Here is a 22,427-nt window from a genome sequence, read left to right on the forward strand (position 1 = left end):
TTATAATCCCCGGCATGAATTCCCAAACCGACCTCGTCCCCGCGCCCGCGAGCGTTCCGGCCCCCGCCGGCGCAACGGAAGGCCTCGCCCAGCACGCGCAATTTGTCGACTGGATGCGTTCAGTCGCCCCTTACATCCATGCGTTCCGTAACAAGACGTTCGTCGTCGGTTTCGGCGGCGAGGTGGTGCATCAGGGGCTCCTGAATGCGCTCGTGTCCGATATCGCGCTGCTGCAGGCCATGGGCATCCAGATCGTGCTGGTGCACGGCTCGCGGCCGCAGGTCGAAGAGCAGATGAGCCTGCACGGCGTGGAATCCGAGTTCTCGCACGGCATGCGCATTACCGACGCGCGCGCGTTGGAGTCCGCGAAAGAAGCGGCCGGCGAAGTGCGGCTGGATATCGAGGCGGCGATCAGCCAGGGCTTGCCGAACACGCCGATGGCGCACGCGCACATCAGCGTGGTGTCGGGCAACTTTGTGACGGCGCGCCCGGTCGGCATTCTGGACGGCGTCGATTTCGCCCACACCGGCGTGGTGCGCAAGATCGACGCGGATTCGATCCGCCATTCGCTCGCAAGCCGCAAGCTGGTGCTGCTGTCGCCGCTCGGCTTCTCGCCCACCGGCGAGGCCTTCAATCTGTCGATGGAAGACGTCGCCTCGGCGGCGGCCATCGCACTGCGCGCCGACAAAATCGTGTTCCTGACCGAGACGCCGGGCCTGATGGAGACCGGTGAAGACGGGCCGGAACTGATTCGCGAACTGTCGCTCGACGACGCCTACAAGCTGCATGAAAGCGGCGAAGTCACCGGCGACGCGGGTTTCTATCTGAAGCATTCGATCCGCGCCTGCCGCGGCGGCGTGGCGCGGGCGCACATCATCCCCTACGCGCTCGACGGCAGCCTGCTGCTCGAACTGTTCCTGCACGACGGCGTGGGCACGATGATCTCGTACGAGAACCTCGAAAGCCTGCGCGAAGCGACGCCGGACGACGTCGGCGGCATTCTCTCGCTGATCGAACCGCTCGAATCCGACGGCACGCTGGTGCGGCGCGGCCGCCATCAGATCGAACGCGACATCGACCATTTCTCGGTGATCGAGCACGATGGCGTGCTGTTCGGCTGCGCGGCGCTGTACCCGTATCCGCAGGAGCGCATCGGCGAAATGGCGTGCCTCACGGTCGCGCCTGAAGCGCAAGGCACCGGCGACGGCGAGCGCCTGCTCAAGCGCATCGAGCAACGCGCCCGGGCACGCGGCCTCACGCGGATTTTCGTGCTCACCACGCGCACCGAACACTGGTTCTTGAAGCGCGGCTTCGTCAAGGTCACGGTCGACGACCTGCCGGAAGACCGCCGCCGACTCTATAACTGGCAGCGCAAGTCGCTCGTGCTGATGAAACAGCTCTGAGCGCCCCCATATAAAGCGACTGCCCGCCACGGTAATTATTTTTTCATGGGACCGGAGTAAGTGCTAAAGCACTAACTCCGGTCGACAAAGGAGAAGCACAGCATGACTCGTATGGTTCAATGCGCGAAGCTCGGCAAGGAAGCCGAAGGCCTCGATTTCCCGCCGCTGCCGGGTGAACTTGGCAAGCGGATCTACGAAAGCATTTCGAAGGAAGCCTGGCAGGCCTGGTTGAAGCAGCAAACCATGCTGATCAACGAAAACCGCCTGAACATGGCCGATCCGCGCGCACGTCAATATCTGATGAAGCAGACCGAAAAGTTCTTCTTCGGCGAAGGCGCGGATACGGCGCAGGGTTACGTGCCGCCGGCGGCCGAGTAAGCGCTTGCGGCTGCGAACTCGAGCCAGACATGAAAATCCGCGCCGCGTGCGCGGATTTTTTTCGCCCGATGTCCCGGATTTTCGCGTGAACCTCCGCTCTTTCCCGGTCCTTTTTACGCCGCCGATGGACGCGTTCCGGTTTCGTTTTTTGGCTCGCCCGTGCCTCGTTTTTCCTGCCAGGCGGGTTCACCGAACGGTCCATTTCCGGCCACTTTTAAGCCGTCTTTCCACACCGCCGCAATCCGCTCAATCCCCCGCCCGGCAAGGGTTGAGGGTCTCACGCGGGCCGCTCCCGGAGCCCCAGATTTGCACGATCCTCTGTCATCGTGCTACCATGTGCATCGTTCCAACAGCAATTCGCCAGCATTTCACCCCGAGTCACGTTCAGTTCAAACTTGGCATGCAGTGCGTACCAAGGCCGGATTGAATAGTTTTTATACAAGAAGGCTTGTCGGACGTTTCTCCGCTCGATCTCACACCGTGAGCGGCGAATGCGCACCGGCCTTTTTCGTTTCGAGCCTTCCAGCGGCGCGTGGGCCAGCTTCCAGCCACCCCAGCGTCCTCATGCATCTGCCCCCCTTCCACGGCCACGCAGATGCAACCGTCAGCGCAATCTAGATGAGTGTTTTTTCGCGAATGATTCGCGAGGCACGGGCGTTTTATTTTCTTTTTCACGCCCCTTCTATTGCCTTCGGGCGAGAGAGACGCCATCGCTCTGCTCGCGAAACTGCGCTTTCCCAGCACCCGTGGCGGAACGTTCATGCGCGTTTTCATGAGTTTCGTCGCAGTCATTGGAGTTTTCACCTTGACCGCTTCCAGCAACGGCTTCTGGCGACACCACAAAGAAGAACAACGCCTCTCACTCGACGACATCACCGTCGTCGACCAATCTCTCCTCAAGCGGGCCGTCGGCGCCATGGCGCTCGGCAACGCGATGGAATGGTTCGATTTCGGCGTGTACAGCTACATCGCTGTCACGCTCGGCAAAGTGTTCTTCCCATCGTCGAGCCCGTCCGCGCAGTTGATCGCCACCTTCGGCACGTTTGCCGCGGCGTTCCTCGTGCGGCCGGTCGGCGGCATGGTGTTCGGGCCGCTGGGCGACCGCATCGGCCGTCAGCGGGTGCTGGCCATGACCATGATCATGATGGCGATCGGCACCTTCGCGATCGGCCTGATTCCGAGCTACGCGACAATCGGCATTTTCGCGCCGGTGTTGCTGCTGGTCGCGCGCCTGGTGCAAGGCTTCTCGACGGGGGGCGAATACGGCGGCGCCGCGACCTTCATCGCTGAATTCTCGACGGACAAGCGCCGCGGCTTCATGGGCAGCTTCCTCGAGTTCGGCACATTGATCGGCTATGTGCTCGGCGCGGGTACGGTCGCGGTCCTGACGGCGACGCTGTCGAACGACGCGCTGCTCTCGTGGGGCTGGCGTGTGCCGTTCCTGATCGCGGGCCCTTTGGGTCTGGTCGGTCTGTACATCCGGATGAAGCTCGAAGAAACGCCCGCGTTCAAGAAGCAGGCGGAGCAACGTGAAGCCGAAGACAAAGCGCTGCCGAAGCAATCTTTCCGCGAGTTGCTCATGCAGCAATGGAAGCCGCTTCTGCTGTGCGTCGGCCTCGTGCTGATCTTCAACGTCACCGATTACATGGCGCTCTCGTATCTGCCGAGCTATCTGTCGGCCACGCTGCACTTCAACGAAACGCACGGCCTCTTCCTCGTGCTGCTCGTGATGGTGCTGATGATGCCGATGACGCTGGCAGCCGGCCGCCTGTCCGACACGATCGGGCGCAAGCCGGTGATGCTGTTCGGTTGCGTGGGTCTGTTCGCGCTGTCGATTCCCGCGCTGTTGCTGATTCGCATGGGCACGGTGCTGCCGGTGTTCGGCGGCCTGATGATTCTCGGCGTGCTGCTGTCGTGCTTCACCGGCGTGATGCCGTCGGCGCTGCCGGCGCTGTTCCCGACGAAGATCCGCTACGGCGCGCTCGCGATCGGCTTCAACATCTCGGTGTCGCTGTTCGGCGGGACGACGCCGCTCGTCACGGCATGGCTGGTCGACAGCACCGGCAATCTGATGATGCCCGCGTACTACCTGATGGGCGCGTCATTGATCGGTATCGTGTCGGTGTTCGCACTGCGTGAAACGGCCCGCAAGCCGCTGCTCGGCTCGGGTCCGTGCGTGGCGACGCGCGCGGAAGCGCAAGCGGTGCTGCGCGGCGAGCGCGAAGCGGCGGAGATGGATGAAGGCTACGCCGCCGCGGCTACGGCGCGTGCCTGATCCTGAGTTGCGCCGGGGTTGCGCAGTAACTAGCCGCTGAAGTTGTACGCATAGCGCCTGCAAGCGCTATGACGGGCGGCAGCAGGCAACCACAGCAATAAGCGTGAGCATGTCCAAAACGGGCCGGCAGATATTTGCCGGCCCGTTTTTTATGTCACCAGAGAATCGAACGTTGCGCTGGCGTGCGCCCCTTCAACGATCAGCAGACCGGCGGAAATCGGCAACTTGAAACGCCTTGGCCCTGCGCTGCCTGGATTGACGAACAGCACTCCGTCGCGCTCGCTGATCGCGGGCTTGTGCGAGTGCCCCGTCACGACCACGTCGATGCCTTCGCTGCGCAGATCGTCGCCCACGTCGGCGATGTCATGCACGACGAGGATCGTCACCTGCTGCACGGTCAGCTTGACGTGCGTCGGCAGCGAGGCGGCTGGCTCGTCGATATCGTTATTGCCGCGCACAGCGGTGACCGGCGCGATCTGTGCGAGTGCATCGAGCACCGCCTGATTGCAAATATCGCCCGCGTGGATGATCGCGTCGCAGCCCGCGAGGTACTGCAGGACTTCGGGGCGCACGAGGTTGTGCGTGTCGGAGATCAAACCGATTCGGGTGGCTGGGGAGCTTTGGGCGCGCGAAGTCATGATGTCAGTATCGGCCAAACGGCCTCACTCCGCTGACTGATGTTCTGCAAGCTCACGCGTCAAAACCTGCGCCGGCCGCGCATGCACGCCTCACCTGATCAGCGCAGCCCGCTCGTTTAACAACTGACGGAGAATGCTGCGATGGCACCGGCTTTCGTCCTCGCAGTAGCAACCGACGGAAAAGTTTGTCGTTTTCGACAATGCGGCAAGCAGGTCCAACACCTTGCTGGCATCGCCGCCATTCATCTCCGCGCGGAATTTCTTCGCGAACGCGGTCCAATCGGCGTCGCTCGCGACCGCCTTGGCTTCTTTCACCAACTCCGCATCAGGCGACAGATTAGGCAGCCACACATCGTAATAGTCGCGGGTCGCGAATTCCGTCCGGGGTACGCCGCGTGGCGGCCGCCGAACAGTACCGATACGCAGACCTTCGTCAGCCGCTCTCGGAGACCCAAGCTGCACGATGCTAATGCTCATGTTGTTTTCCTGATTCGTCGTGGACTCGCGACCGCCCCTGCCGGACCGATAAGCGCCGCTCGTCAGTGGTTCTGCGATGTAGGCTCAACGCCTCAGACCCTTCATCGCCTCGATTTCCATGGCTGCGTTTCGCTCTTCGCTCGCTTCAATCGGGTCCATCGCCTCGTCGATCGAAGCGGCCGCACGCTCCGCGGCCGCTTTCGTTTCGTCGAAGACGGGATCGAATTCTACGTCGTCATCGCCTGGCGGTTCCAGCATGTCTCGAAGCATGGCCGCCAGTTCCGGCGTGTCCCACTCCGCGCCCTGTTGCTTCTGCTTTTTTATGTAGTGTCTGACTTCCGCGTCCTGTTCCGGGGTCAACGGAAGACCGCGAAAAGTGCTTTTGGGGTCGGCATCAGTCATGATCTCGCTCCAGGATACGTGCCAGTTTGAGTGTAATCCCGTTAGGGTGACGTGATCTCAGCTATCGGTGATCGCCCATCCACCCGTCCGGCGGGGTCTGGCGATCAGTCAGCGGCGAGCCCCAGGGTAGTAAACCGCCAACCACACGCTCGGCTCCGTGTCGCTCGTCCATGCCACCCGATGCCGGCAATGCGCTTCGATCAGCACGTGGTCGCCCGGCTTCATCGGATGCGGCTCACGCTCGCCTTCGAATTCGAGCGTCGCCGCGCCGCTCAGCAGCACGACCCACTCGGCGCGCGGACTGTCGTACCAGAACTCCGGCGGGCTTGCGTGCCCTCTGGAGACGATCCGCTCGATGCTCACGCCGGCTTCTTCCACGAGCGCATCGACTTGCTCGCCAAGGCGCGCCGGCGCGCCGGGATCGAAGAGATTGCCGCTACCGATCACGCGTTTCATCGCTTGTACTCCGGCTGTCCTCGTCACCTGCGTCCGCCTCGCATGTTCGCCCATCGCGCGCTCGCCACCCCGCTTGTCACTGAGCGCACCGCTCATTTCATCGGCTTGAGTCCATCGAGCAAGGTCGGCACCAGTTCGCTGATGGTCGGATGAATGTGCATGGCGTACTGCAAGGTCGGATACGGCGCGCCGGCCGTCATGATGTCGATGAACGTGTGCAGCGCCTCGTCGCCTTCGATGCCATGGATCGCCGCGCCCAGAATCTGCTTGCTCCGTGCGTCCACCAGCACCTTCATGAAGCCGTCGGTCTCGCCGCGTTCGCGGGCGCGGCCCACCCGCGTCATCGGCATGGTGGCGATCAGCGCATCACGGCCGGCCTTGCGCACGTCGGCCTCCGAGAGCCCGACACGCGCGAGCGGCGGGTCGACGAACACCGCATACGTCATGATCCGCGTGTCGACGCTGCGCGCGCCGCCGTCGAGCAGATTGGCCACGACGATCTGGAAATCATCGTAGGAAGTATGGGTAAAGGCGCCGCGTCCGTTGATGTCGCCGATCGCCCAGACGCCCGGCACGTTGGTGCGCAACTGGCCGTCGACGGGAATCGTGCCGTGCCGGTCCGTCGCGATGCCGGCGGCGTCGAGGCCGAGGTCGTCGGTATTCGGTTCACGGCCGGTGGCGAACAGCAGGTGCGATGCTTCGAGCGCGGGAATGTTCTGCGCAAAGCCGATGCACACCTCGCTGTCTCGATGCGGATGCGGCTCGACCCGCGAGGGCTGCACGCCGAAGACAAACTCGACCCCTTCGCGTGCCAGCACCTTCTGCACGGAGCCGGCGAAGTCGGCATCCTCGCGCGTGAGCACGCGCTCGCCGCGCACCAGCACCGTCACCCGGCTGCCGAAGCGGCGAAAAACCTGCGCGAATTCAAGTGCGATATAACTGCCGCCGACAATCGCCAGATGGTCTGGCAATTCAGTCAGGTCGAGCAGATTGGAGTTGGTGTAGTAGCGAATGCGCTCGAGCCCGTCGAGCGGCGGCACGCTTGCGCGCGTGCCGGTATTGATGAAGATTTCGTCGGCGCTGAGTTCGTCAGGCATCGCGCCGCCCGGGCCGCCGATGGCGAGCGTATGCGCGCCGGTGAAGCGCGCGTGGCCGTTGAAGACGGTGACGTTAGCCGCGTCGCGCAGCCATTTCTCGACGCCGTCGCGCGATTGGCCGATGATCCTGTCCTTGCGCACCTTGACCGCAGCCAGATCGACGCTGACCGCCCCGCTCACCTGCACGCCCAGGTCCGCGGCATGACGCGCCACGTGGGCCGCGCGGGCGCTGGCCACATAAGACTTGGTCGGCGTGCAGCCGACATTCACGCAAGTCCCGCCGAAGGCAGCTCGTTCGATAACCGCAGTTTTACGGCCGCTTTGACCAAGACGGACAGCGAGCGGCGCACCGCCTTGTCCCGTGCCGATCACGACTGCGTCGAAGTGCTGTGGCATGGCAGATCTCCCGAGGCTGGGATGCAGGTCGTAGCATCTTACCCTCAGCGCCTCGCGTTGCCTTTATCGCCCTTTTCTCGGTGGTTCTGTTGCACGCTGCGACGTCCGTGCCCGGCTTGCGATCCCGTTTCGCCCTGTCCAGGGGACGACGCCGGCCGATCGGTGTGAATAGGGTGTGAATTGCGCCCGATTGTGTTCAGACGCGGCAGTGCGCGGCGCAGATGAATTCGCGCGAGCGTTGCAGCGCGGCCTGCGCGCCGCGCGTCGCGACAACCCAGCCAACCTGGCCGAGGTTGAAGTCCTGCGACACCATCACCTGCATGAGGGCGACCATCGGCAGAACCACCGATGACCGATAAAGCTGGTTCGCAATCAAGGCTGGCATAACGGCTCCCATCGCGCGTAGCCGCAACGGCGGGGCGCGGAATTTGCATTCGATGGGAGGATTTTAGGGAAACCGGGGGCGCGGATAAATACCAGGAACGCGAAGGCACTTGTCCGTCAAACCGAACAATCGAGTCTGAATGCCTGTGGCAGTGGGGTCAGATTGCGGGATTAGCCCGCCCGGCAAAATGGGTTTGCTGCGCCTGCGCCGTGGTCGGCGGGCGCCGGTGGCCACGGCCACGGCCGCAGGCGTCAGGGCAGTCTGGCGCGAGCGTGCGCCGCCATAGCGCTACCTGCCGAGCCAGAACCGCCGCTGCACCTCCATCACCTCCCCCTCCACCTCGGCCACTGGACCGATCACCTCGACGGGTTTCTGGCAGTGGTCAAACACATAGCGGCAATCCACGCTCATGGTCGGATTCTCGGCATGATCGCCGGTCGCCTCCAGCAAGCGCTTCTCGGTCATGCCAAACACGACGCGGCCGATATTGGCCCAATACATCGTGCCGGCGCACATGCAGCAAGGCTCGACCGATGTGTACAACGTACAGCTCCATAAGTACTCCGGCGTGAAATTCAACGCCGCCACGCGAGCCAGCACCGACTCGGCGTGATTCACCGTGTCGACATTGCCCTGCTCCATCAATACGGTCTCCTGATCCGGGCCGACCAGCACCGCGCCGAACGGATGGTGGCCCAGCAGCGTCGCCCGTTCGGCCACCCGGCTCGAATGCCGCAGATGCCGCACGATCTGCTCGTGAGTCGGCGTTAGACCCTGCGGCGGATAGGTCGCCGCCACGCCTGCGGCGCCGGTATCGGTCGGGACGGTAAGACTCACGGGCGATCTCCTTTAATCTTTAGTAGGAGTTAGGCGAACCAGTCAATTCATCACTTCGGCAGCGAACCGTCCACGCCTTGCACGAACCAGTTCAAACGCAGCAGTTCCATATCGCTCAAGGATTTTCCCGCAGCGACCTTCACCGTGCCGGACTGATCCACGATCGGACCGGCAAACGGATTGAGCTTGCCCGAGATGATGTCGTCACGCGTCTGGTTCAACGCCTTTTGCGCCGCCGGCGACACCGCGTCCGTGTTGATGTCGGCCAGATCGATCGCCTTCTCTTTCAGCCCCCACCACACCGGCGAGTTGTTCCACGTGCCCGCCATCACCTGCTGCACCAGATGCGTGTAATACACGCCCCAGTTGCTCACGCATGCGCCCAGTTGCGCATTCGGCCCGAACTTCTTCATGTCGGAGTCCCACCCGAATGCATGCACTTTCTTCTGTTCGGCCGTTTGCATTGTCGCCGTCGAATCGGTGTTCTGGATCAGCACGTCGGCGCCCTGGCCGATCAGCGTCTCGGCGGCCTGCTTTTCGCGGCCCGGGTCGAACCAGCTGTTGATCCACACAACCTTCACGCGCGCATTCGGGTTGACCGAGCGCGCACCCATCGTGAACGCGTTGATGTTGCGCACCACCTCCGGCACCGGCACCGAGCCGACAAAGCCGAGCGTGTTGGACTTTGTCGTATAACCCGCGACCAGCCCAGCCAGGTAGGCGCTCTGGTAGGTCCGCACATCATAGGTGGCGAAGTTGGCGGCCTTCTTGTAGCCGGTCGCATGTTCGAACACGGCGTCCGGGAAGTCCTTGGCGACCTTCAACTCGAAATCCTGGAAGCCGAAGCTCGAGCCCACCACGATCTTGTTGCCCTTGGACGCCAGCTCGCGAAACACGCGCTCCGAATCCGCCGACTCCGGCACGTTCTCGATGCGCGTCACTTTGATCTTGTCGCCGAATTTCGCCTCGACCTCTTTCACGCCCTGCTCGTGCGCATAGGTCCAGCCGGCGTCACCGGGATTGCCGAGGTAGACAAAGGCGATGCCGAGCGGTTGCGCGGTTGCGGCTGCAGCCGCCCCGGCGCTGAACGCGAGGGACGCGCCGAGCGCTGCGCCGAGAACGGTCCGGACGGTTTTGATGCGTAATGAGTGATGCAGCACTCGCGCCAGCTTTGCTTTCATGAATTCTCCGAAGATAGTTTCCAGGTGCCTGCCATAGCGCTCGGGATTGTCCCGAGCAAGGCTCCAGCATAAGGGGCCATATTCGAAGGTCAATTTCAGAGGAAAAATTATTATTCGTTATCTCGCCCATAACGAAATCTGTATTTTGGTCGCGGACAGACATGTTCGACATCTTCGAACGAGTACATCGGCAAAGCCCTCGCGCCGAATTCGGCCGCAGCTCAATGAACCGGTGGCATTGGGCCGGCCGGTTCATCGTCTGGCGGACCGTCCTCGCCGAACAGCGCCGCACACAAGCCCAGGCCGATCTCGCTCAGGCGCGCCGTCCCCGTGCCTTCCTCGGTGAAGGTGGCGTCCACCAGCCCGCCGTCGACCAGCGCTGTCAATTGCCGCCGCAAGGCGCTCATCGGCACGTCCGCCTGCCTGGAAAGCCTGGCGAGCGACCACGCGCCGCCAGGCGTTTCCTGATACGCGCGCCACAACTGCGCCAGTATGGCGACCAGCACCGAATCGAGTTCTTCGTCTGCCATCGTGATGTCTCCTCGCTTTTCTCAAGCGCTACCAGGCCCCATCAAGCCATCCGCGCCACCAGATCGCCCAGCGTCTTCAATGCCGCCTCGGTTTGCGCCGTCCACGGATAGCTGTAATTGAGCCGGATGAAGTGGCGAAAATCGTCGCGCATCGAAAACATCATGCCCGGCCCGATCGTGATGCTGCGTGCGAGCGCCGCCTGATAGAGCCGCATCGAATCGACACGTTCGGGTAATTCCACCCACAGCACGTACCCGCCTTGCGGCGCCGACATGCGCGTGCCCGCCGGAAAAAACCGCCGCACCATCGCCGTCATGATGCTCGCCTGCTGCCGGTAGACCTTGCGCACATGCCGCAGATGGCGATCGTAGCCGTCCTGCCTCAAGTAGTCGGCGACGGCGACTTGCGGCACCGAAGGCGTAGTCAGCGTGTTGAGAAATTTCAGCTTCTCGACCTGCGTGCGATAGCGCCCCGGCATGGCCCAACCGATCCGGTATGACGCGGTCAGGCTTTTCGAAAACGACGCGCAATGCAGCACCAGCCCCTTGGTGTCGTAGTTCTTCAAGGTCGACGGCCGCGCCTCGCCGAAGTACAACTCCTGATAGACATCGTTCTCGATGGCAGGAATCTCGTGCGCAGCGAGCAGTTCGACCAGTTGCTGCTTGCGCGCGTCGGGCATCTGGAAACCGAGCGGATTCTGGAAGTTCGGCATCACCATGCACGCGGCGATCTTCTGCCGGGCGATGACCTGGGCCAACGCCTCGATATCGATGCCGTGGACCGGATGCGTCGCCACTTCGATGGCGCGCATGCCGAGACGCTCGATGGCGTGCAGCATCGCGTAGTAAGTCGGCGACTCGACGGCGACCGTATCGCCCGGCTTGGCGACCGCCTGCAAACTGAGGTTGATCGCCTCCGTGGCACCGAGCGTGATGATGATTTCGTCCGGATCGACCGGCACGCCGTTCTCGGCATAGCGCCGCGCGATCTGGCGGATCAGCTCCGGATTGCCGGGCGGCAAGTCGTCGATCAGGTTCCAGCTCGCGTGGCGCCGGGCGATCGCATTCGCGTACTGGTTGATGCGCCGCCATGGGAACAGCGACGGATCGGGGTACGGCGAGCCGAGCGGCACGGCGTCGTGCGCGCGGATGCTGCGCAGGGTCGACAGCACGAGGCGGCTCACGTCGACCGCAGCGGCCACCGGTGGCGTTTGGGCTGCCGGCTGGCGGCTCAGACGCGGCTCGTCGAGCGCTGCCGCCGTCGCTACCGCGTCGCGCACGAAATAGCCCGACTGCGGACGGGTCTCGACAATCCCCCGGCTTTCCAGCAATGCGTACGCGTGCAGCACGGTCTTGATGCTGACGCCGTGCTGCTGGCTCGCCTGCCGCACCGAGGGAATCCGCTCGCCCGCCGCGAAAACGCCGCGGCGCACGGCTTCGGTCATTTCATCGGCGAGTTTTTCGTACAGTTTCAAGGACCTGGCTCAAAAAAGGCGTGGGCGGAACCGCCAGTCTATGACGAATAAACTGCAACTGTATCCCTCCGCTTTCCGATTTTCTGTATGCTGCGCCGCTTTTGGAACACAGTAGGCTTCCATGCATCGGCATAAAAGCCTCGTCCAGGCCATATCCGGCCGCAAGATCATGAAGAAACCCGAAGCTCGCATCGAACCGTATACGCACCCCGCCGCTGGCTGGGGCGCGCTCAAATATGTCGCCATCAACCTGATCAAGGAAAAGGTGACGGGTGGCAACTACCGCACGCTGCTCAAACAGAACCAGCCGGACGGCTTCGACTGCCCAGGTTGCGCGTGGCCGGATCGCGAGCATGCGTCGACCTTCGAGTTCTGCGAGAACGGTGTCAAGGCCGTGGCAGCCGAGGCGACCAGCAAGCGCGTCACGCCGGTTTTCTTCGAGGAGCACACGGTCGAAGAACTGATGGCGCAGTCGGATTTCGAGTTGGAACAACACGGCCGCCTGACCGACCCGCTCGTCTACGACGCCGTGCGCGACCGTTACGTGCCGATCGGCTGGGACGAAGCATTCGACCTGATCGCCGATCACCTGTTGCGGCTCGACAATCCCGACAGCGCCGCCTTCTACACGTCGGGCCGCGCCAGCAACGAAACCGCGTTCCTGTACCAGTTGTTCGTGCGCATGTACGGCACCAACAATTTCCCCGATTGCTCGAACATGTGCCACGAAGCGACCAGCCGCGGCTTGCCGCACACGGTCGGCATCGGCAAGGGCACGGTGACGCTCGACGATTTCGAGCACGCCGATACGCTCCTGATCTTCGGCCAGAATCCGGCGACCAACCATCCGCGCATGCTCGGCGAGCTGCGCGAGTGCGCAAAGCGCGGCGCGACCATTGTGTCGATCAATCCACTGAAGGAACGCGGCCTGGAGCGTTTTGCAAGCCCGCAACATCCGGTCGAAATGATCACGATGGGCAGCACGAAGATCAGCTCCGTGTTCATCCGGCCGAAAGTCGGCGGCGATTTCGCGCTGATCAAGGGCGTCGCCAAACGCGTGATCGAACTCGACGACGAAGCGTCGGCCTCAGGTCTCGCGCGCGTGCTCGATGTCGCGTTCATCGCCGAACACACGGTCGGCTTCGATGCGTTCGCCGACGATTTGCGAGCCGAAAGCTGGGACACCATCGTCGCCGAATCAGGCGTGCCGTTTGAAGACGTGCTGAAGCTCGCCGACATCTACGTGAAGGGCCGCGCGGTGATTTCGACGTGGGGCATGGGCCTCACGCAGCACAAGAACTCCGTGCCGACGGTGCAGATCCTGTCGAACCTGATGATGATGCGCGGCAATATCGGCCGCCGCGGCGCGGGCCTGTGCCCGGTGCGCGGGCACTCGAATGTCCAGGGCGACCGTACAGTCGGCATCGAGGAAAGACCGACTCAGGCGTTTCTCGATCGGCTCGGCGAAGTCTACGATTTCGAGCCGCCGCGCGAGCATGGTCTCGACGTCGTCAACACGATCCAGGCGATGCTCGACGGCAAGGTGAAGGTGTTCATCGGCCTCGGCGGCAACTTCTCGATCGCGACGCCGGACACGCCACGCACATGGGACGCGATGCGCTCGTGCGAGCTGACCGTGCACATCACGACCAAGCTGAACCGCAGCCACCTCGTGCACGGCCGCGACGCGCTGATTCTGCCGACGCTCGGGCGCACTGAAATCGATCTTCAAAATGGTGTGGCGCAAGGCGTGAGCGTCGAGGATTCGATGAGCATGGTGCACATCTCGTACGGCATGAACAAGCCAGCCTCGGCGAATCTGTTGTCGGAGATTGCCATCGTCGCGCGCATGGCGCACGCCACGCTCGGCAGCAGCAAGGTCGATTGGCTCGCTCACGCAGCAGACTATGCGTTGATTCGCGACGGCATCGCGCGGGTGATCGAAGGCTTCCAGGATTACAACGAGCGTCTCAAGAACCCGGGCGGTTTTCACCTGGGTGTGGCGTCGCGCGAGCGGATCTGGAAAACACCGAGCGGCAAGGCGCAATTCCTGGTGCATGCGATCGACGTCGACACGCCGATTCACCAGGCGCGCGCAGAGCACGGCGAACGTCTGATGACCTTGATGACGACGCGTTCACACGACCAGTACAACACGACGATCTACGGCCTCGACGACCGTTATCGCGGCGTGTATGGGCAGCGGCGTGTGCTGTTCGCCAACAAGGACGATCTCGCGATGCTGGGTTTCGTGGCGGGCCAGCGCGTGGATATCACGAGCGTGTGGGCCGATGGGATCGAGCGTCACGCGGCTGGGTTCCTGCTAGTGGAGTACGACATTCCGCGTGGATGTCTCGGCGCTTATTATCCGGAAACCAATCCGCTGGTGCCGCTGTCTTCGGTCGCCGATGGCGCGGGGACGCCGACTTCGAAGTCGATTCCGGTGTTGTTGACGGCGTCGGCAGTTGGGACGGCTGAGATGGTTGAAGCCGTTGCTGCTTGACGGCCGACCGTTGCCTTTGTTTGCGAGTTTCGTGGGATTCGGATCGAACGTGAATCTCCAGGCTCGACGTTCAGGTCTGATCTTTCTTCAGATCGCGGTACGTGAGATACAAGCGCAGATCGAATTCAATCTGGTGGTAGCCTGGTTGCATGAACTCGCAGAGGCGGTAGAACGCCTTGTTATGGTCGCTTTCCTTCAGATGAGCAAGTTCATGCACGACGATCATTTTCAGGAATTCCGGCGCGGCATCCTTGAATAGCGAGGCGACGCGGATTTCTTTTTTCGCCTTCAGTTTGCCGCCTTGCACACGCGAAATGCTGGTGTGAAGCCCGAGCGCATGGCGCACGACGTCGAGCTTGCTGTCGTAGGCGACCTTGTCGATTTGCGCGCCGTTACGCAGGTGTTCGCGCTTCAACTCCGCGCAGTATTCGTATAGCGCCCGGTCTGTTTGCACTGCGTGCGTGCCGGGGTACCGCTTCGCGAGGTAAGGGCCTAGTTGCTCGTCGGCTATCAGGTTTTTCACCTTCTCTTGCAGATGTGCAGGGTAGCCGGTCAGGTATTTCAGGTGTTGCATGGTGGGGTTATTTGCGAGTGGCGACGGCACGGGCCGCATGCCTCGCTGCAAAGGCAGCGGGATGCGGATTCGCGTTGAGCCGAACTAACTGCGATTGGCTTCGCAATCCGTCCAGAGCCGCAGCGGATCCCGATGAAGCGGATACTGCTTGTCGAGCCAAGCTGACAGTCGGGCCCAATCGGGGTGGTTAGTCCCGGTCTGAGCAGACCACGTCGACGACCTCTCGAGAATCTGTCCGTTCTCGCGATCACGGACAAGCAGACTGCCGAGACCGCTCGAACTGTTCTCCTGCGATTCGACCCGATACCGCGGCAGCAGTCTCACTTCAGCATCCCCTGCCCAGCCGTACACAGCCCGAACCACGCCGCTCGCGTCCCGCAACTCCACCGCACCGCTGGCCGGCCGAATCGCAGCCCAACCCTCGGGAAATTCCGCGACAACCTCATTGCCGCTTTCACGGACCCATTTCATACGCCAGGCCCGCTCCATCGACTCGCGCACCTGCGACACCGACTCATACCCCGGAGGCAACTCGATCGCTGCAGGCAAGGTAACGAGATTGTCTTTCCAGAGCGATGCTTCGTCACGCTCACGTCTAGCGGTTGTTCGGGCTGTTTCTTCGCCGAACGGGTTATCGGGCCGGCTAGCCGAATGGGCATCGCTTTGCTGCAGGTCGGGGAAAAGACCGTCTGCATCGCGACGCGTTCGTTTCGGTTTTCCGTTCTTCATGGATCTCTCCGCCAAAAGGCATGCTCAAAAACAATCAATTTACATTAATCGTGAGCTTGGGGTATCTCTGTCGGCCTCTTCGCCGCCGAGGGCCGATGTGGCCTGTCAACGCGGCCATCCGTCACGATAGACGACTACGTGCAGGCCCAAGTGACGGACAAAGGTTCGACCTGGAAGGATGGCAGGAAAAGAATGTTGACTCTCAAGAAGTGGGCACCCGAATATGCCGAACAGGACGCTAACGACTTGCATGCGTGGTCGACCAGGTTCGTCGGCTACATGTGGGCGAGCGCCGACCATATCGGCAGGCCTAAGCGGCCGTTGGCAAGATCGGGCAGAAGAGGGGAAATCCGGTTTAAGGCAAAAAAGCCCATACCGCACAGATTCGCCGGGAATAAGCAAAATCGCGAATCCTTTGCTGGGCGGGTGGTGCCGGGGACCGGACTTGAACCGGCAAGCCGTAAGGCGGCGGATTTTAAGTCCGCTATGTTTACCAATTTCATCACCCCGGCAGGGGTACGACCGCACGTGGACGCGAATTCTACCATTGCCGGTCGAGCGCACCAAACCGCCACAATCCCGCCGCGCTCCACCCTCACCTTCGCCCGCCAGGGACAAAAATTGGAGTCATCCTCAAGTCACAAACGTTCCCGATAATCCGCTGGCGAAAACGTTTACATGACTAGCGGAAACCATGACCCCAACGATCAAAGATGTCGCCGCCCACGCGGGCTTCTCCATCGCCACTGTCTCGCGCGCGATCAACGCGCCGCATACCGTGAACCCGGTCACGCTCGACAAAGTGCGTCAAGCCATCGACGCCCTTAATTTCCGCCCCAGCCCGCTAGGCCGGCAGTTGCGCGGCGAGCGCACGCGCCTGATCGGCGTGATCCTGCCGACGATCGCCAATCCCGTGTTCGCCGAATGCCTGCAAGGTATCGACGAGCTCGCCGCGGCGCAAGGCTACCGGCTCATGCTGATGACCACCCAGTACGATGCCGACCGCGAACGCCATGCCATTGAAACGCTGCGTGAACATCGCGTGGAAGGCCTGATCCTGACCGTCGCCGATGCCGACACGCATCCGCTGCTCGACGAGCTCGACCGCGCCGGCCTGCTCTATGTGCTGATGCATAACGACACGGTGCGGCGTCCGTCGGTCTCGGTCGACAACCGCCTCGCCGCGTTCGATGGCGTACGCATGCTGATCGCGCACGGCCATCGCCGCATCCTGATGCTCGCAGGCACGCTGGCCGCCTCGGACCGCGCCCGCCAACGGCATCTCGGCTACGCGCAGGCGATGCAGCAGGCCGGCCTCACCCCCGCACCCGCGCTCGAAGTCGATTTCAACGCCGACGAACTGTCGCCGTCCGTGCTCGCTCATCTAACCAGCGGCCCGAACCGCCCGACTGCCCTCTTCTGCAGCAACGATCTGCTCGCCATGGTCGTGATGCGCGGCCTGCGCCGTGCGCGCCTGCAGATTCCGCGCGACATGTCGATTCTCGGCTTCGACGGACTCGCCATGGGCGAATTGCTGTCGCCGCCGTTGGCAAGCGTCTGCGCGCCGAATCGCGAGATCGGCTGCGCCGCCTGGCGGCGTTTGCTGACCCGCGTAACCGGCACCTACGAAACACTAGGGGAAACGTCGCTCACGCTGACGTTGCCCCACAGCTTGCGCGAAGGCGCCACCATCGCGGCGATTTCGAACCACGACGAAACTTCGGCGGCGGCCGAGAAGCCGTTTGCTTAGTCGCTTGCGTAAGACGTACGCGCGCTCCGGGCCGGTTTGCCCACACTGTTTTTATGAACGGTTTTCACAGATCGTTTGGAAACATCCCTTGGCAACACCCTATTTGCGTCATCTACTCCGAACCCCGAACCTCCCGCTCTCTTCCGCACCAGGAGACTCGCAGTGATCCGCTTATCAACACGCGTTGCTTCTTCGATCAAGCCGCTCTGCCGCCGCCTCGGCCGCACGGCAGCCACCGCGTTGTCGGCCGGCATGATCGTCACCGCAGCGCTCGCCGCCCTCGCGCCGCAAGCAGCCCATGCCGACGAAACCGCGATCTGCTACAACTGCCCGCCCGAATGGGCAGACTGGGCGAGCCAGATCAAGGCGATCCGGCAAAAGACCGGCATCCGTGTACCGTTCGACAACAAGAACTCCGGCCAATCGATTGCGCAACTGATGGCCGAGCAGAAGAGCCCGGTCGCGGACGTGGTGTATCTCGGCGTGTCGTCGGCGTTCCAGGCGAAAGACAAAGGCGTCATCCAGCCGTATAAGCCCGCGCACTGGGACGACATTCCGGCGAACCTGAAGGACCCGCAAGGCTACTGGTTCGCAATCCATTCAGGCACGCTGGGCTTTTTCGTCAACAAGGACGCGCTCGAAGGCAAGCCGGTCCCGCGTTCGTGGGCCGATCTCCTGAAGCCTGAGTACAAAGGCATGATCGGCTACCTCGATCCGTCGAGCGCGTTTGTCGGCTACGCGGGCGCGGTCGCGGTGAATCAGGCGCTCGGCGGCACGCTCGACAACTTCGAGCCGGGCCTCGACTGGTTCCGCAAACTGAAGGCCAACGCACCGATCGTGCCGAAGCAGACCGCCTATGCGCGCGTGATGTCCGGCGAGATCCCAATCCTGCTCGACTACGACTTCGACGCCTACCGCGCGAAGTACAAGGATCACGCCAACGTCGAATTCGTGATTCCGAAGGAAGGCACGATCTCGGTGCCATACGTGATGAGTCTCGTGAAGGGCGCGCCGCATGAAGCGAACGGCAAGAAGGTGCTCGATTTCGTGCTGTCTGACGAAGGCCAGAAACTGTGGGCCGATGCCTATCTGCGTCCGGTGCGCGCGAACGCAAGGAGTCCGGAAACCGCCGCCCGATTCCTGCCCGCAAGCGACTATGCCCGCGCCAAGCCGGTCGACTTCGGCAAAATGGCCGGGAAGCAGTCGAGCTTCGGAGAGCACTATCTACAGGTGATGCATTGAACGATGTCACATTCCCGCTGCGCTGGCGCATCGCATTGATCGCGCCGGCGCTGGCGGTTTTCATCGCGTTCTGGCTGCTGCCGATGGGTGCGCTCGCACAAATCAGCGGCAACGGCAACGCGTTCGCAACCTATCGCGCGATGCTGACGAATCCACGCTACATGTCGAGCCTCGGCGCGACCGTCGTGTTGTCCGCAGCGGTCACGGCGGCGACGTTGGTGCTTTCAGTGATTGCCGGTTTGCTGCTGGCGCGCCGTGAGTTTCCACTAAAGCGCACGCTGCTCGCGCTGCTGACGTTTCCATTGGCATTCCCAGGCGTCGTGGTCGGCTTCATGGTGATCATGCTCGCCGGACGCCAGGGTTTGATCGGCGCGTTGTCGTTAAAACTCACCGGCGACCGCTGGGTGTTCGCTTACTCGATGAGCGGCCTCTTTCTCGGCTACCTGTACTTCTCGATTCCCCGCGTGATCGTCACCGTGATGGCGTCGGCGACCAGGCTCGATGCCTCGCTCGAAGAAGCCGCGCGTTCGCTCGGCGCATCGCCATGGCGTATCACGCGCGACATCGTGTTGCCCGCGTTGTCGCCGGGCTTGATCTCGGCGGGCGCGGTATGTTTCGCGACCGCGATGGGCGCCTTCGGCACCGCCTTCACACTCGCCACCGACATCGACGTGTTGCCGATGACCATCTACACCGAGTTCACGCTGAACGCGAACATGGTGACAGCCGCGGGTCTCTCGATCGTGCTCGGCATCGTCACATGGGCCGTACTGGCGTTCGCTCGCAGCGTGAGCGGCTCGGCTGTCGCGGCAAGCGCATGAGCGGTGTGTCCAAACCCGATAGCAAGACGTCGATGAACTCCATCAGTGCTCCCCTTCAGCCGGCTGCCAAGCCGCGCCCGCGGCGCCTCAGGCTGCCCACGTCACGCACCTGGCTGGCAGCCGGTCAGTGGCTCGTTACGCTGCTGCTGTGCGCATTTCTGATCGTGCCGGTCGTGATGTCGATCATGGCCGGGCTCACAGTCAACTACTTCAAAGGCGTATCGAGCGGACTCACGCTGCGCTGGCTCAGCGAAGTGTGGACGCAGTATCACGGCTCGGTATTTCTCTCGCTCGAAGTGGCCGCGGCGACCTTGCTGGTCACGCTGCTGACCGGCGTGCCCGCCGGCTACGTGCTGGCGCGCAGCAAGACGCGGCTCTCGCGCATCATCGAAGAGTTTCTGGTGCTGCCGATCGCCCTGCCAGGCCTCGCTTCCGCGCTTGCGCTGCTGGTGGTCTACGGCGGCTTCACGATGTTTCGCATGAGCGTCGCTTTTATCGTCGTCGGGCATGTGGTGTTCACGCTGCCGTTCATGGTGCGCGCGGTTGCTGCCGTATGCGCGAGCAGCGACCTGCGCACGCTCGAAGAAGGCGCGGCGAGCCTCGGCGCGAGCTTCTTTCAACGCTTCGTCACGATCGTGCTGCCGAATGCGCGGCCAGGGATCGTCGCCGGTGCGCTGGCGGTGCTGACGCTCTCGATCGGCGAATTCAACCTGACGTGGATGCTGCACACGCCCGACACCAAGACGCTGCCGGTCGGTCTCGCCGACACCTATGCGTCGCTACGCATCGAAATCGGCAGCGCCTACACGATTCTGTTTTTCATCATGACGATGCCGCTGCTCGTCGCGATGCAATGGCTCGGCGTCGATGCGACCGGCCAGCGCAGCGCGGGGAAAAAGCGCACCGCCGCCTCCCATTCGAAGTCTGCACCGACGTCCACGCCATGAAACTCGACTCCGTTCCCATCACGCTCACGCAATGCGCGAAAACGTTCCGCGGCACGCGTGTGCTCGAACCGCTCGATCTGCACATCGGCGCCGGCGAGACACTGGTCCTGCTCGGCCCCTCCGGTTGCGGCAAAACCACCACGCTGCGCATGATCGCGGGCCTCGAAACACCCGATGCCGGCGGCTGCATCGCGTTCGGCGACGAAGACGTCACGGCTCTGCCAATTGAAAAACGCCAGGTCGGCATGGTGTTCCAAAGCTACGCGCTGTTTCCGAACCTGACCGTGCGCGGCAACATCGGCTACGGACTGAAGATCAAACGGGTGCCGGCTGAGACCGCGCGGCAACGCGTCGACGAATTGCTCGCGATGATGCGTCTCACCGCCCACGCGGACAAGCCGATCGATCAGCTTTCGGGCGGCCAGCGTCAGCGCGTGGCATTGGCGCGCGCACTCGCCGTGCAACCCCGCGTGCTGCTGCTCGATGAACCGCTCACCGCGCTCGACGCGCGTTTGCGCGACACCTTGCGCAGCGAGATGAATACGCTGCTGCGTGAACTGGGCATCACGACCGTCTACGTGACCCACGACCAGGCCGAAGCGATGGAACTCGGCGACCGCATCGTCGTGATGAGCGCCGGGCGCATCGAGCAGATCGGTTCGCCGCGCGACATCTACTACCGTCCGGCGAATCGCACGGTCGCGCAATTCGTCGGCACGATCAACCGGCTGGCCGGCGAGCGGCGCGATGGCCTGCTGACGACAACCGGCGGCGCTGTACCGCTGCCCTCAGGCTCCGCGGGCGCAAGCGCGGCACACGAATTTTTCTTTCGTCCCGAAGACGCGACCCTTGCCGACCCGGCTAACGCACAATTGCGCGGCCATATCGAAAGCACGGCGTTTCTCGGCGAGCGCACCCGGCTGACGATCGGCGGCGCCGCACCGGACGCTTTGCTGATCGACGTCGCGGGCCGCGTAGAACTCGCGCGCGGCACGCCGGTCGGGATTTCGATCGTGCAGGACGCGCTGATTGCGCTATCGTAATGAGATAGCGCTGTGTTTTTAGCGCACTATAAAAGAGGACCTCCCCATGCTGCTGGCTCAAATTAGCGACCTGCATATCAAACGGCACGGCGCGCTGGCTTACCGCCGCGTCGACACCGGCGCCTATCTCGCGCGCACTGTCGCCGCGCTCAATGCGTTGGAGCCGCGCCCCGACGCTGTGATCATGACCGGCGACCTCGTCGACCAGGGCGATCCGGAGCAGTACGAGCACCTCAAAACCCTGCTCGCACCGCTCGAGATCCCCTACTTCCTGATGGTGGGCAATCACGACGAACGTGCTGCGTTGCGCGCGGCATTTCCCGATCGCGCCGAATTGCACAGTGGCGGCGAGTTCGTGCAATACGCGGTCGATGTCGGACCGCTGCGGGTGATCGCACTCGATTCGATGGTGCCGGGCGAAAGCGCCGGCAATTTGTGCGACGCACGTCTCGCGTGGCTCGCGACGCAACTCGATGCCGCACGAGGCAAGCCGACGGTGGTCGCGTTGCACCATCCGCCGTTCGTTTGCGGCATCGGGCACATGGATGAATTGCGGCTCGATCCCGTTGCCGCCGACAAGCTCGCCGCGTTGATCGCACGTTATCCGAACGTCGAGCGGGTGATCTCCGGCCATGTGCATCGGCCGATGTTCGTGCGGTTTGGCGGCACGATTGCGTCGGCGGTGCCAGCGCCCGCGCATCAGGTCGGACTCGATCTGCGCGAGGATGCGCCCTCGGCATTCGTGATGGAGCCGCCCGCCTATGCGCTGCATCGCTACGATCCGGCGACGGGCATCGTCACGCATCATGCGTATGTCGACAAAGCCGATGGGCCGTATCCGTTTTACGAATCTGAAGGCGAGTTGATCGATTGACGATGCCGCCGCGC

General features: G+C 62.8%; 22 protein-coding genes and 1 tRNA gene. 10 read left to right on the forward strand and 13 right to left on the reverse strand.

Annotation, left to right across the window (positions count from 1 at the left end; all coding sequences use genetic code 11):
- Positions 1-14: 14 nt before the first annotated feature.
- The 3 genes from argA to proP all read left to right on the forward strand — a co-directional run bounded on the left by argA (position 15) and on the right by proP (position 4,056).
- Positions 15-1,403: an amino-acid N-acetyltransferase gene (argA, locus tag P3T22_RS20945; protein WP_063496664.1), complete on the forward strand. Its 1,389-nt coding sequence runs from the start codon at positions 15-17 to the stop codon at positions 1,401-1,403.
- Positions 1,404-1,505: 102 nt separating this feature from the next.
- Positions 1,506-1,781, forward strand: coding sequence for an oxidative damage protection protein (locus P3T22_RS20950; RefSeq protein WP_082855080.1), 276 nt, complete (start codon positions 1,506-1,508; stop codon positions 1,779-1,781).
- Between the two features lie 772 nt (positions 1,782-2,553).
- Positions 2,554-4,056 (forward strand): glycine betaine/L-proline transporter ProP, encoded by a 1,503-nt coding sequence (gene proP, locus P3T22_RS20955; protein WP_236720845.1) that lies wholly within the window; start codon positions 2,554-2,556, stop codon positions 4,054-4,056.
- A 149-nt stretch (positions 4,057-4,205) separates the two neighbouring features.
- On the opposite strand, the gene P3T22_RS20960 is transcribed toward proP, so the two are convergent.
- The 10 genes from P3T22_RS20960 to P3T22_RS21005 form a co-directional block, all read right to left on the reverse strand.
- Positions 4,206-4,694, reverse strand: a complete 489-nt coding sequence (locus P3T22_RS20960) for a metallophosphoesterase family protein (RefSeq protein ID WP_429325986.1) — start codon at positions 4,692-4,694, stop codon at positions 4,206-4,208.
- Between the two features lie 90 nt (positions 4,695-4,784).
- Positions 4,785-5,171 (reverse strand): DUF488 domain-containing protein, encoded by a 387-nt coding sequence (locus P3T22_RS20965; protein WP_063496666.1) that lies wholly within the window; start codon positions 5,169-5,171, stop codon positions 4,785-4,787.
- Between the two features lie 84 nt (positions 5,172-5,255).
- Complete coding sequence (locus P3T22_RS20970; protein WP_429325987.1) at positions 5,256-5,573, reverse strand: hypothetical protein; 318 nt, start codon at positions 5,571-5,573, stop codon at positions 5,256-5,258.
- Positions 5,574-5,681: 108 nt separating this feature from the next.
- Positions 5,682-6,029, reverse strand: a complete 348-nt coding sequence (locus tag P3T22_RS20975; RefSeq protein WP_429325988.1) for a cupin domain-containing protein — start codon at positions 6,027-6,029, stop codon at positions 5,682-5,684.
- A gap of 92 nt (positions 6,030-6,121) precedes the next feature.
- Positions 6,122-7,522, reverse strand: a complete 1,401-nt coding sequence (locus P3T22_RS20980) for an FAD-containing oxidoreductase (RefSeq protein ID WP_429325989.1) — start codon at positions 7,520-7,522, stop codon at positions 6,122-6,124.
- A 196-nt stretch (positions 7,523-7,718) separates the two neighbouring features.
- Positions 7,719-7,907 carry a hypothetical protein gene (locus tag P3T22_RS20985; RefSeq protein WP_429325990.1) on the reverse strand — a complete coding sequence of 63 codons (189 nt, stop codon included), beginning with the start codon at positions 7,905-7,907 and terminating at the stop codon, positions 7,719-7,721.
- Between the two features lie 288 nt (positions 7,908-8,195).
- Positions 8,196-8,744 (reverse strand): nucleoside deaminase, encoded by a 549-nt coding sequence (locus P3T22_RS20990; RefSeq protein WP_429325991.1) that lies wholly within the window; start codon positions 8,742-8,744, stop codon positions 8,196-8,198.
- Positions 8,745-8,794: 50 nt separating this feature from the next.
- The gene (locus P3T22_RS20995; protein WP_429325992.1) at positions 8,795-9,925 is read right to left on the reverse strand and encodes a BMP family ABC transporter substrate-binding protein; all 1,131 of its coding nucleotides are present in this window, start codon (positions 9,923-9,925) and stop codon (positions 8,795-8,797) included.
- A gap of 221 nt (positions 9,926-10,146) precedes the next feature.
- Complete coding sequence (locus P3T22_RS21000; protein ID WP_063496672.1) at positions 10,147-10,455, reverse strand: helix-turn-helix domain-containing protein; 309 nt, start codon at positions 10,453-10,455, stop codon at positions 10,147-10,149.
- A 41-nt stretch (positions 10,456-10,496) separates the two neighbouring features.
- Positions 10,497-11,930, reverse strand: a complete 1,434-nt coding sequence (locus P3T22_RS21005) for a PLP-dependent aminotransferase family protein (RefSeq protein ID WP_063496673.1) — start codon at positions 11,928-11,930, stop codon at positions 10,497-10,499.
- Positions 11,931-12,099: 169 nt separating this feature from the next.
- Between P3T22_RS21005 and P3T22_RS21010 the strand changes: the two genes are divergently transcribed.
- Positions 12,100-14,433 (forward strand): FdhF/YdeP family oxidoreductase, encoded by a 2,334-nt coding sequence (locus P3T22_RS21010; protein WP_429326005.1) that lies wholly within the window; start codon positions 12,100-12,102, stop codon positions 14,431-14,433.
- A gap of 70 nt (positions 14,434-14,503) precedes the next feature.
- Here the strand turns inward: P3T22_RS21010 and P3T22_RS21015 are convergent, their stop codons facing one another.
- The 3 genes from P3T22_RS21015 to P3T22_RS21025 form a co-directional block, all read right to left on the reverse strand.
- Positions 14,504-15,007 carry a YgjP-like metallopeptidase domain-containing protein gene (locus tag P3T22_RS21015; RefSeq protein WP_429325993.1) on the reverse strand — a complete coding sequence of 168 codons (504 nt, stop codon included), beginning with the start codon at positions 15,005-15,007 and terminating at the stop codon, positions 14,504-14,506.
- Positions 15,008-15,091: 84 nt separating this feature from the next.
- A complete protein-coding gene (locus P3T22_RS21020; protein ID WP_429325994.1) occupies positions 15,092-15,736 on the reverse strand; it encodes a hypothetical protein in 645 nt (214 codons plus the stop codon).
- Between the two features lie 427 nt (positions 15,737-16,163).
- Positions 16,164-16,248, reverse strand: a tRNA-Leu gene (locus P3T22_RS21025).
- A gap of 182 nt (positions 16,249-16,430) precedes the next feature.
- On the opposite strand from P3T22_RS21025, the gene P3T22_RS21030 reads away from it, so the two are divergent.
- From P3T22_RS21030 to P3T22_RS21055, 6 genes are all read left to right on the forward strand, one after another.
- A complete protein-coding gene (locus P3T22_RS21030) occupies positions 16,431-17,486 on the forward strand; it encodes a LacI family DNA-binding transcriptional regulator (RefSeq protein WP_063496675.1) in 1,056 nt (351 codons plus the stop codon).
- Between the two features lie 162 nt (positions 17,487-17,648).
- On the forward strand, positions 17,649-18,728 hold the full coding sequence (locus tag P3T22_RS21035; RefSeq protein WP_429325995.1) for an ABC transporter substrate-binding protein: 1,080 nt from the start codon (positions 17,649-17,651) through the stop codon (positions 18,726-18,728).
- Positions 18,725-19,549, forward strand: coding sequence for an ABC transporter permease (locus P3T22_RS21040; RefSeq protein WP_429325996.1), 825 nt, complete (start codon positions 18,725-18,727; stop codon positions 19,547-19,549). Before P3T22_RS21035 ends, P3T22_RS21040 begins: the two co-directional genes overlap by 4 nt.
- Before the next feature lie 32 nt (positions 19,550-19,581).
- Positions 19,582-20,496, forward strand: a complete 915-nt coding sequence (locus P3T22_RS21045; protein ID WP_063498010.1) for an ABC transporter permease — start codon at positions 19,582-19,584, stop codon at positions 20,494-20,496.
- On the forward strand, positions 20,493-21,539 hold the full coding sequence (locus tag P3T22_RS21050; protein ID WP_429325997.1) for an ABC transporter ATP-binding protein: 1,047 nt from the start codon (positions 20,493-20,495) through the stop codon (positions 21,537-21,539). The genes P3T22_RS21045 and P3T22_RS21050 overlap by 4 nt, the downstream gene beginning before the upstream one ends.
- 46 nt (positions 21,540-21,585) lie before the next feature.
- On the forward strand, positions 21,586-22,413 hold the full coding sequence (locus tag P3T22_RS21055) for a phosphodiesterase (RefSeq protein ID WP_429325998.1): 828 nt from the start codon (positions 21,586-21,588) through the stop codon (positions 22,411-22,413).
- Positions 22,414-22,427 lie beyond the last annotated feature (14 nt).

The sequence above is a fragment of the Paraburkholderia sp. GAS348 genome, from assembly GCF_050434205.1.
In the GTDB taxonomy this organism is placed as follows: domain Bacteria; phylum Pseudomonadota; class Gammaproteobacteria; order Burkholderiales; family Burkholderiaceae; genus Paraburkholderia.

Bases quoted from the DNA above. Each gene is read 5' to 3' on its own strand.
- P3T22_RS20975 (WP_429325988.1), bottom strand. From the start codon at position 6,029: ATGAAACGCGTGATCGGTAGCGGCAATCTCTTCGATCCCGGCGCGCCG.
- P3T22_RS21050 (WP_429325997.1), top strand. From the start codon at position 20,493: ATGAAACTCGACTCCGTTCCCATCACGCTCACGCAATGCGCGAAAACG.
- P3T22_RS21045 (WP_063498010.1), top strand. From the start codon at position 19,582: ATGAACTCCATCAGTGCTCCCCTTCAGCCGGCTGCCAAGCCGCGCCCG.
- P3T22_RS20960 (WP_429325986.1), bottom strand. From the start codon at position 4,694: ATGACTTCGCGCGCCCAAAGCTCCCCAGCCACCCGAATCGGTTTGATC.
- P3T22_RS20965 (WP_063496666.1), bottom strand. From the start codon at position 5,171: ATGAGCATTAGCATCGTGCAGCTTGGGTCTCCGAGAGCGGCTGACGAA.
- argA (WP_063496664.1), top strand. From the start codon at position 15: ATGAATTCCCAAACCGACCTCGTCCCCGCGCCCGCGAGCGTTCCGGCC.
- P3T22_RS20980 (WP_429325989.1), bottom strand. From the start codon at position 7,522: ATGCCACAGCACTTCGACGCAGTCGTGATCGGCACGGGACAAGGCGGT.
- P3T22_RS21055 (WP_429325998.1), top strand. From the start codon at position 21,586: ATGCTGCTGGCTCAAATTAGCGACCTGCATATCAAACGGCACGGCGCG.
- P3T22_RS21020 (WP_429325994.1), bottom strand. From the start codon at position 15,736: ATGAAGAACGGAAAACCGAAACGAACGCGTCGCGATGCAGACGGTCTT.
- P3T22_RS20985 (WP_429325990.1), bottom strand. From the start codon at position 7,907: ATGCCAGCCTTGATTGCGAACCAGCTTTATCGGTCATCGGTGGTTCTG.
- P3T22_RS21015 (WP_429325993.1), bottom strand. From the start codon at position 15,007: ATGCAACACCTGAAATACCTGACCGGCTACCCTGCACATCTGCAAGAG.
- proP (WP_236720845.1), top strand. From the start codon at position 2,554: ATGAGTTTCGTCGCAGTCATTGGAGTTTTCACCTTGACCGCTTCCAGC.
- P3T22_RS21010 (WP_429326005.1), top strand. From the start codon at position 12,100: ATGAAGAAACCCGAAGCTCGCATCGAACCGTATACGCACCCCGCCGCT.
- P3T22_RS21030 (WP_063496675.1), top strand. From the start codon at position 16,431: ATGACCCCAACGATCAAAGATGTCGCCGCCCACGCGGGCTTCTCCATC.
- P3T22_RS21000 (WP_063496672.1), bottom strand. From the start codon at position 10,455: ATGGCAGACGAAGAACTCGATTCGGTGCTGGTCGCCATACTGGCGCAG.
- P3T22_RS20950 (WP_082855080.1), top strand. From the start codon at position 1,506: ATGACTCGTATGGTTCAATGCGCGAAGCTCGGCAAGGAAGCCGAAGGC.
- P3T22_RS20995 (WP_429325992.1), bottom strand. From the start codon at position 9,925: ATGAAAGCAAAGCTGGCGCGAGTGCTGCATCACTCATTACGCATCAAA.
- P3T22_RS20970 (WP_429325987.1), bottom strand. From the start codon at position 5,573: ATGACTGATGCCGACCCCAAAAGCACTTTTCGCGGTCTTCCGTTGACC.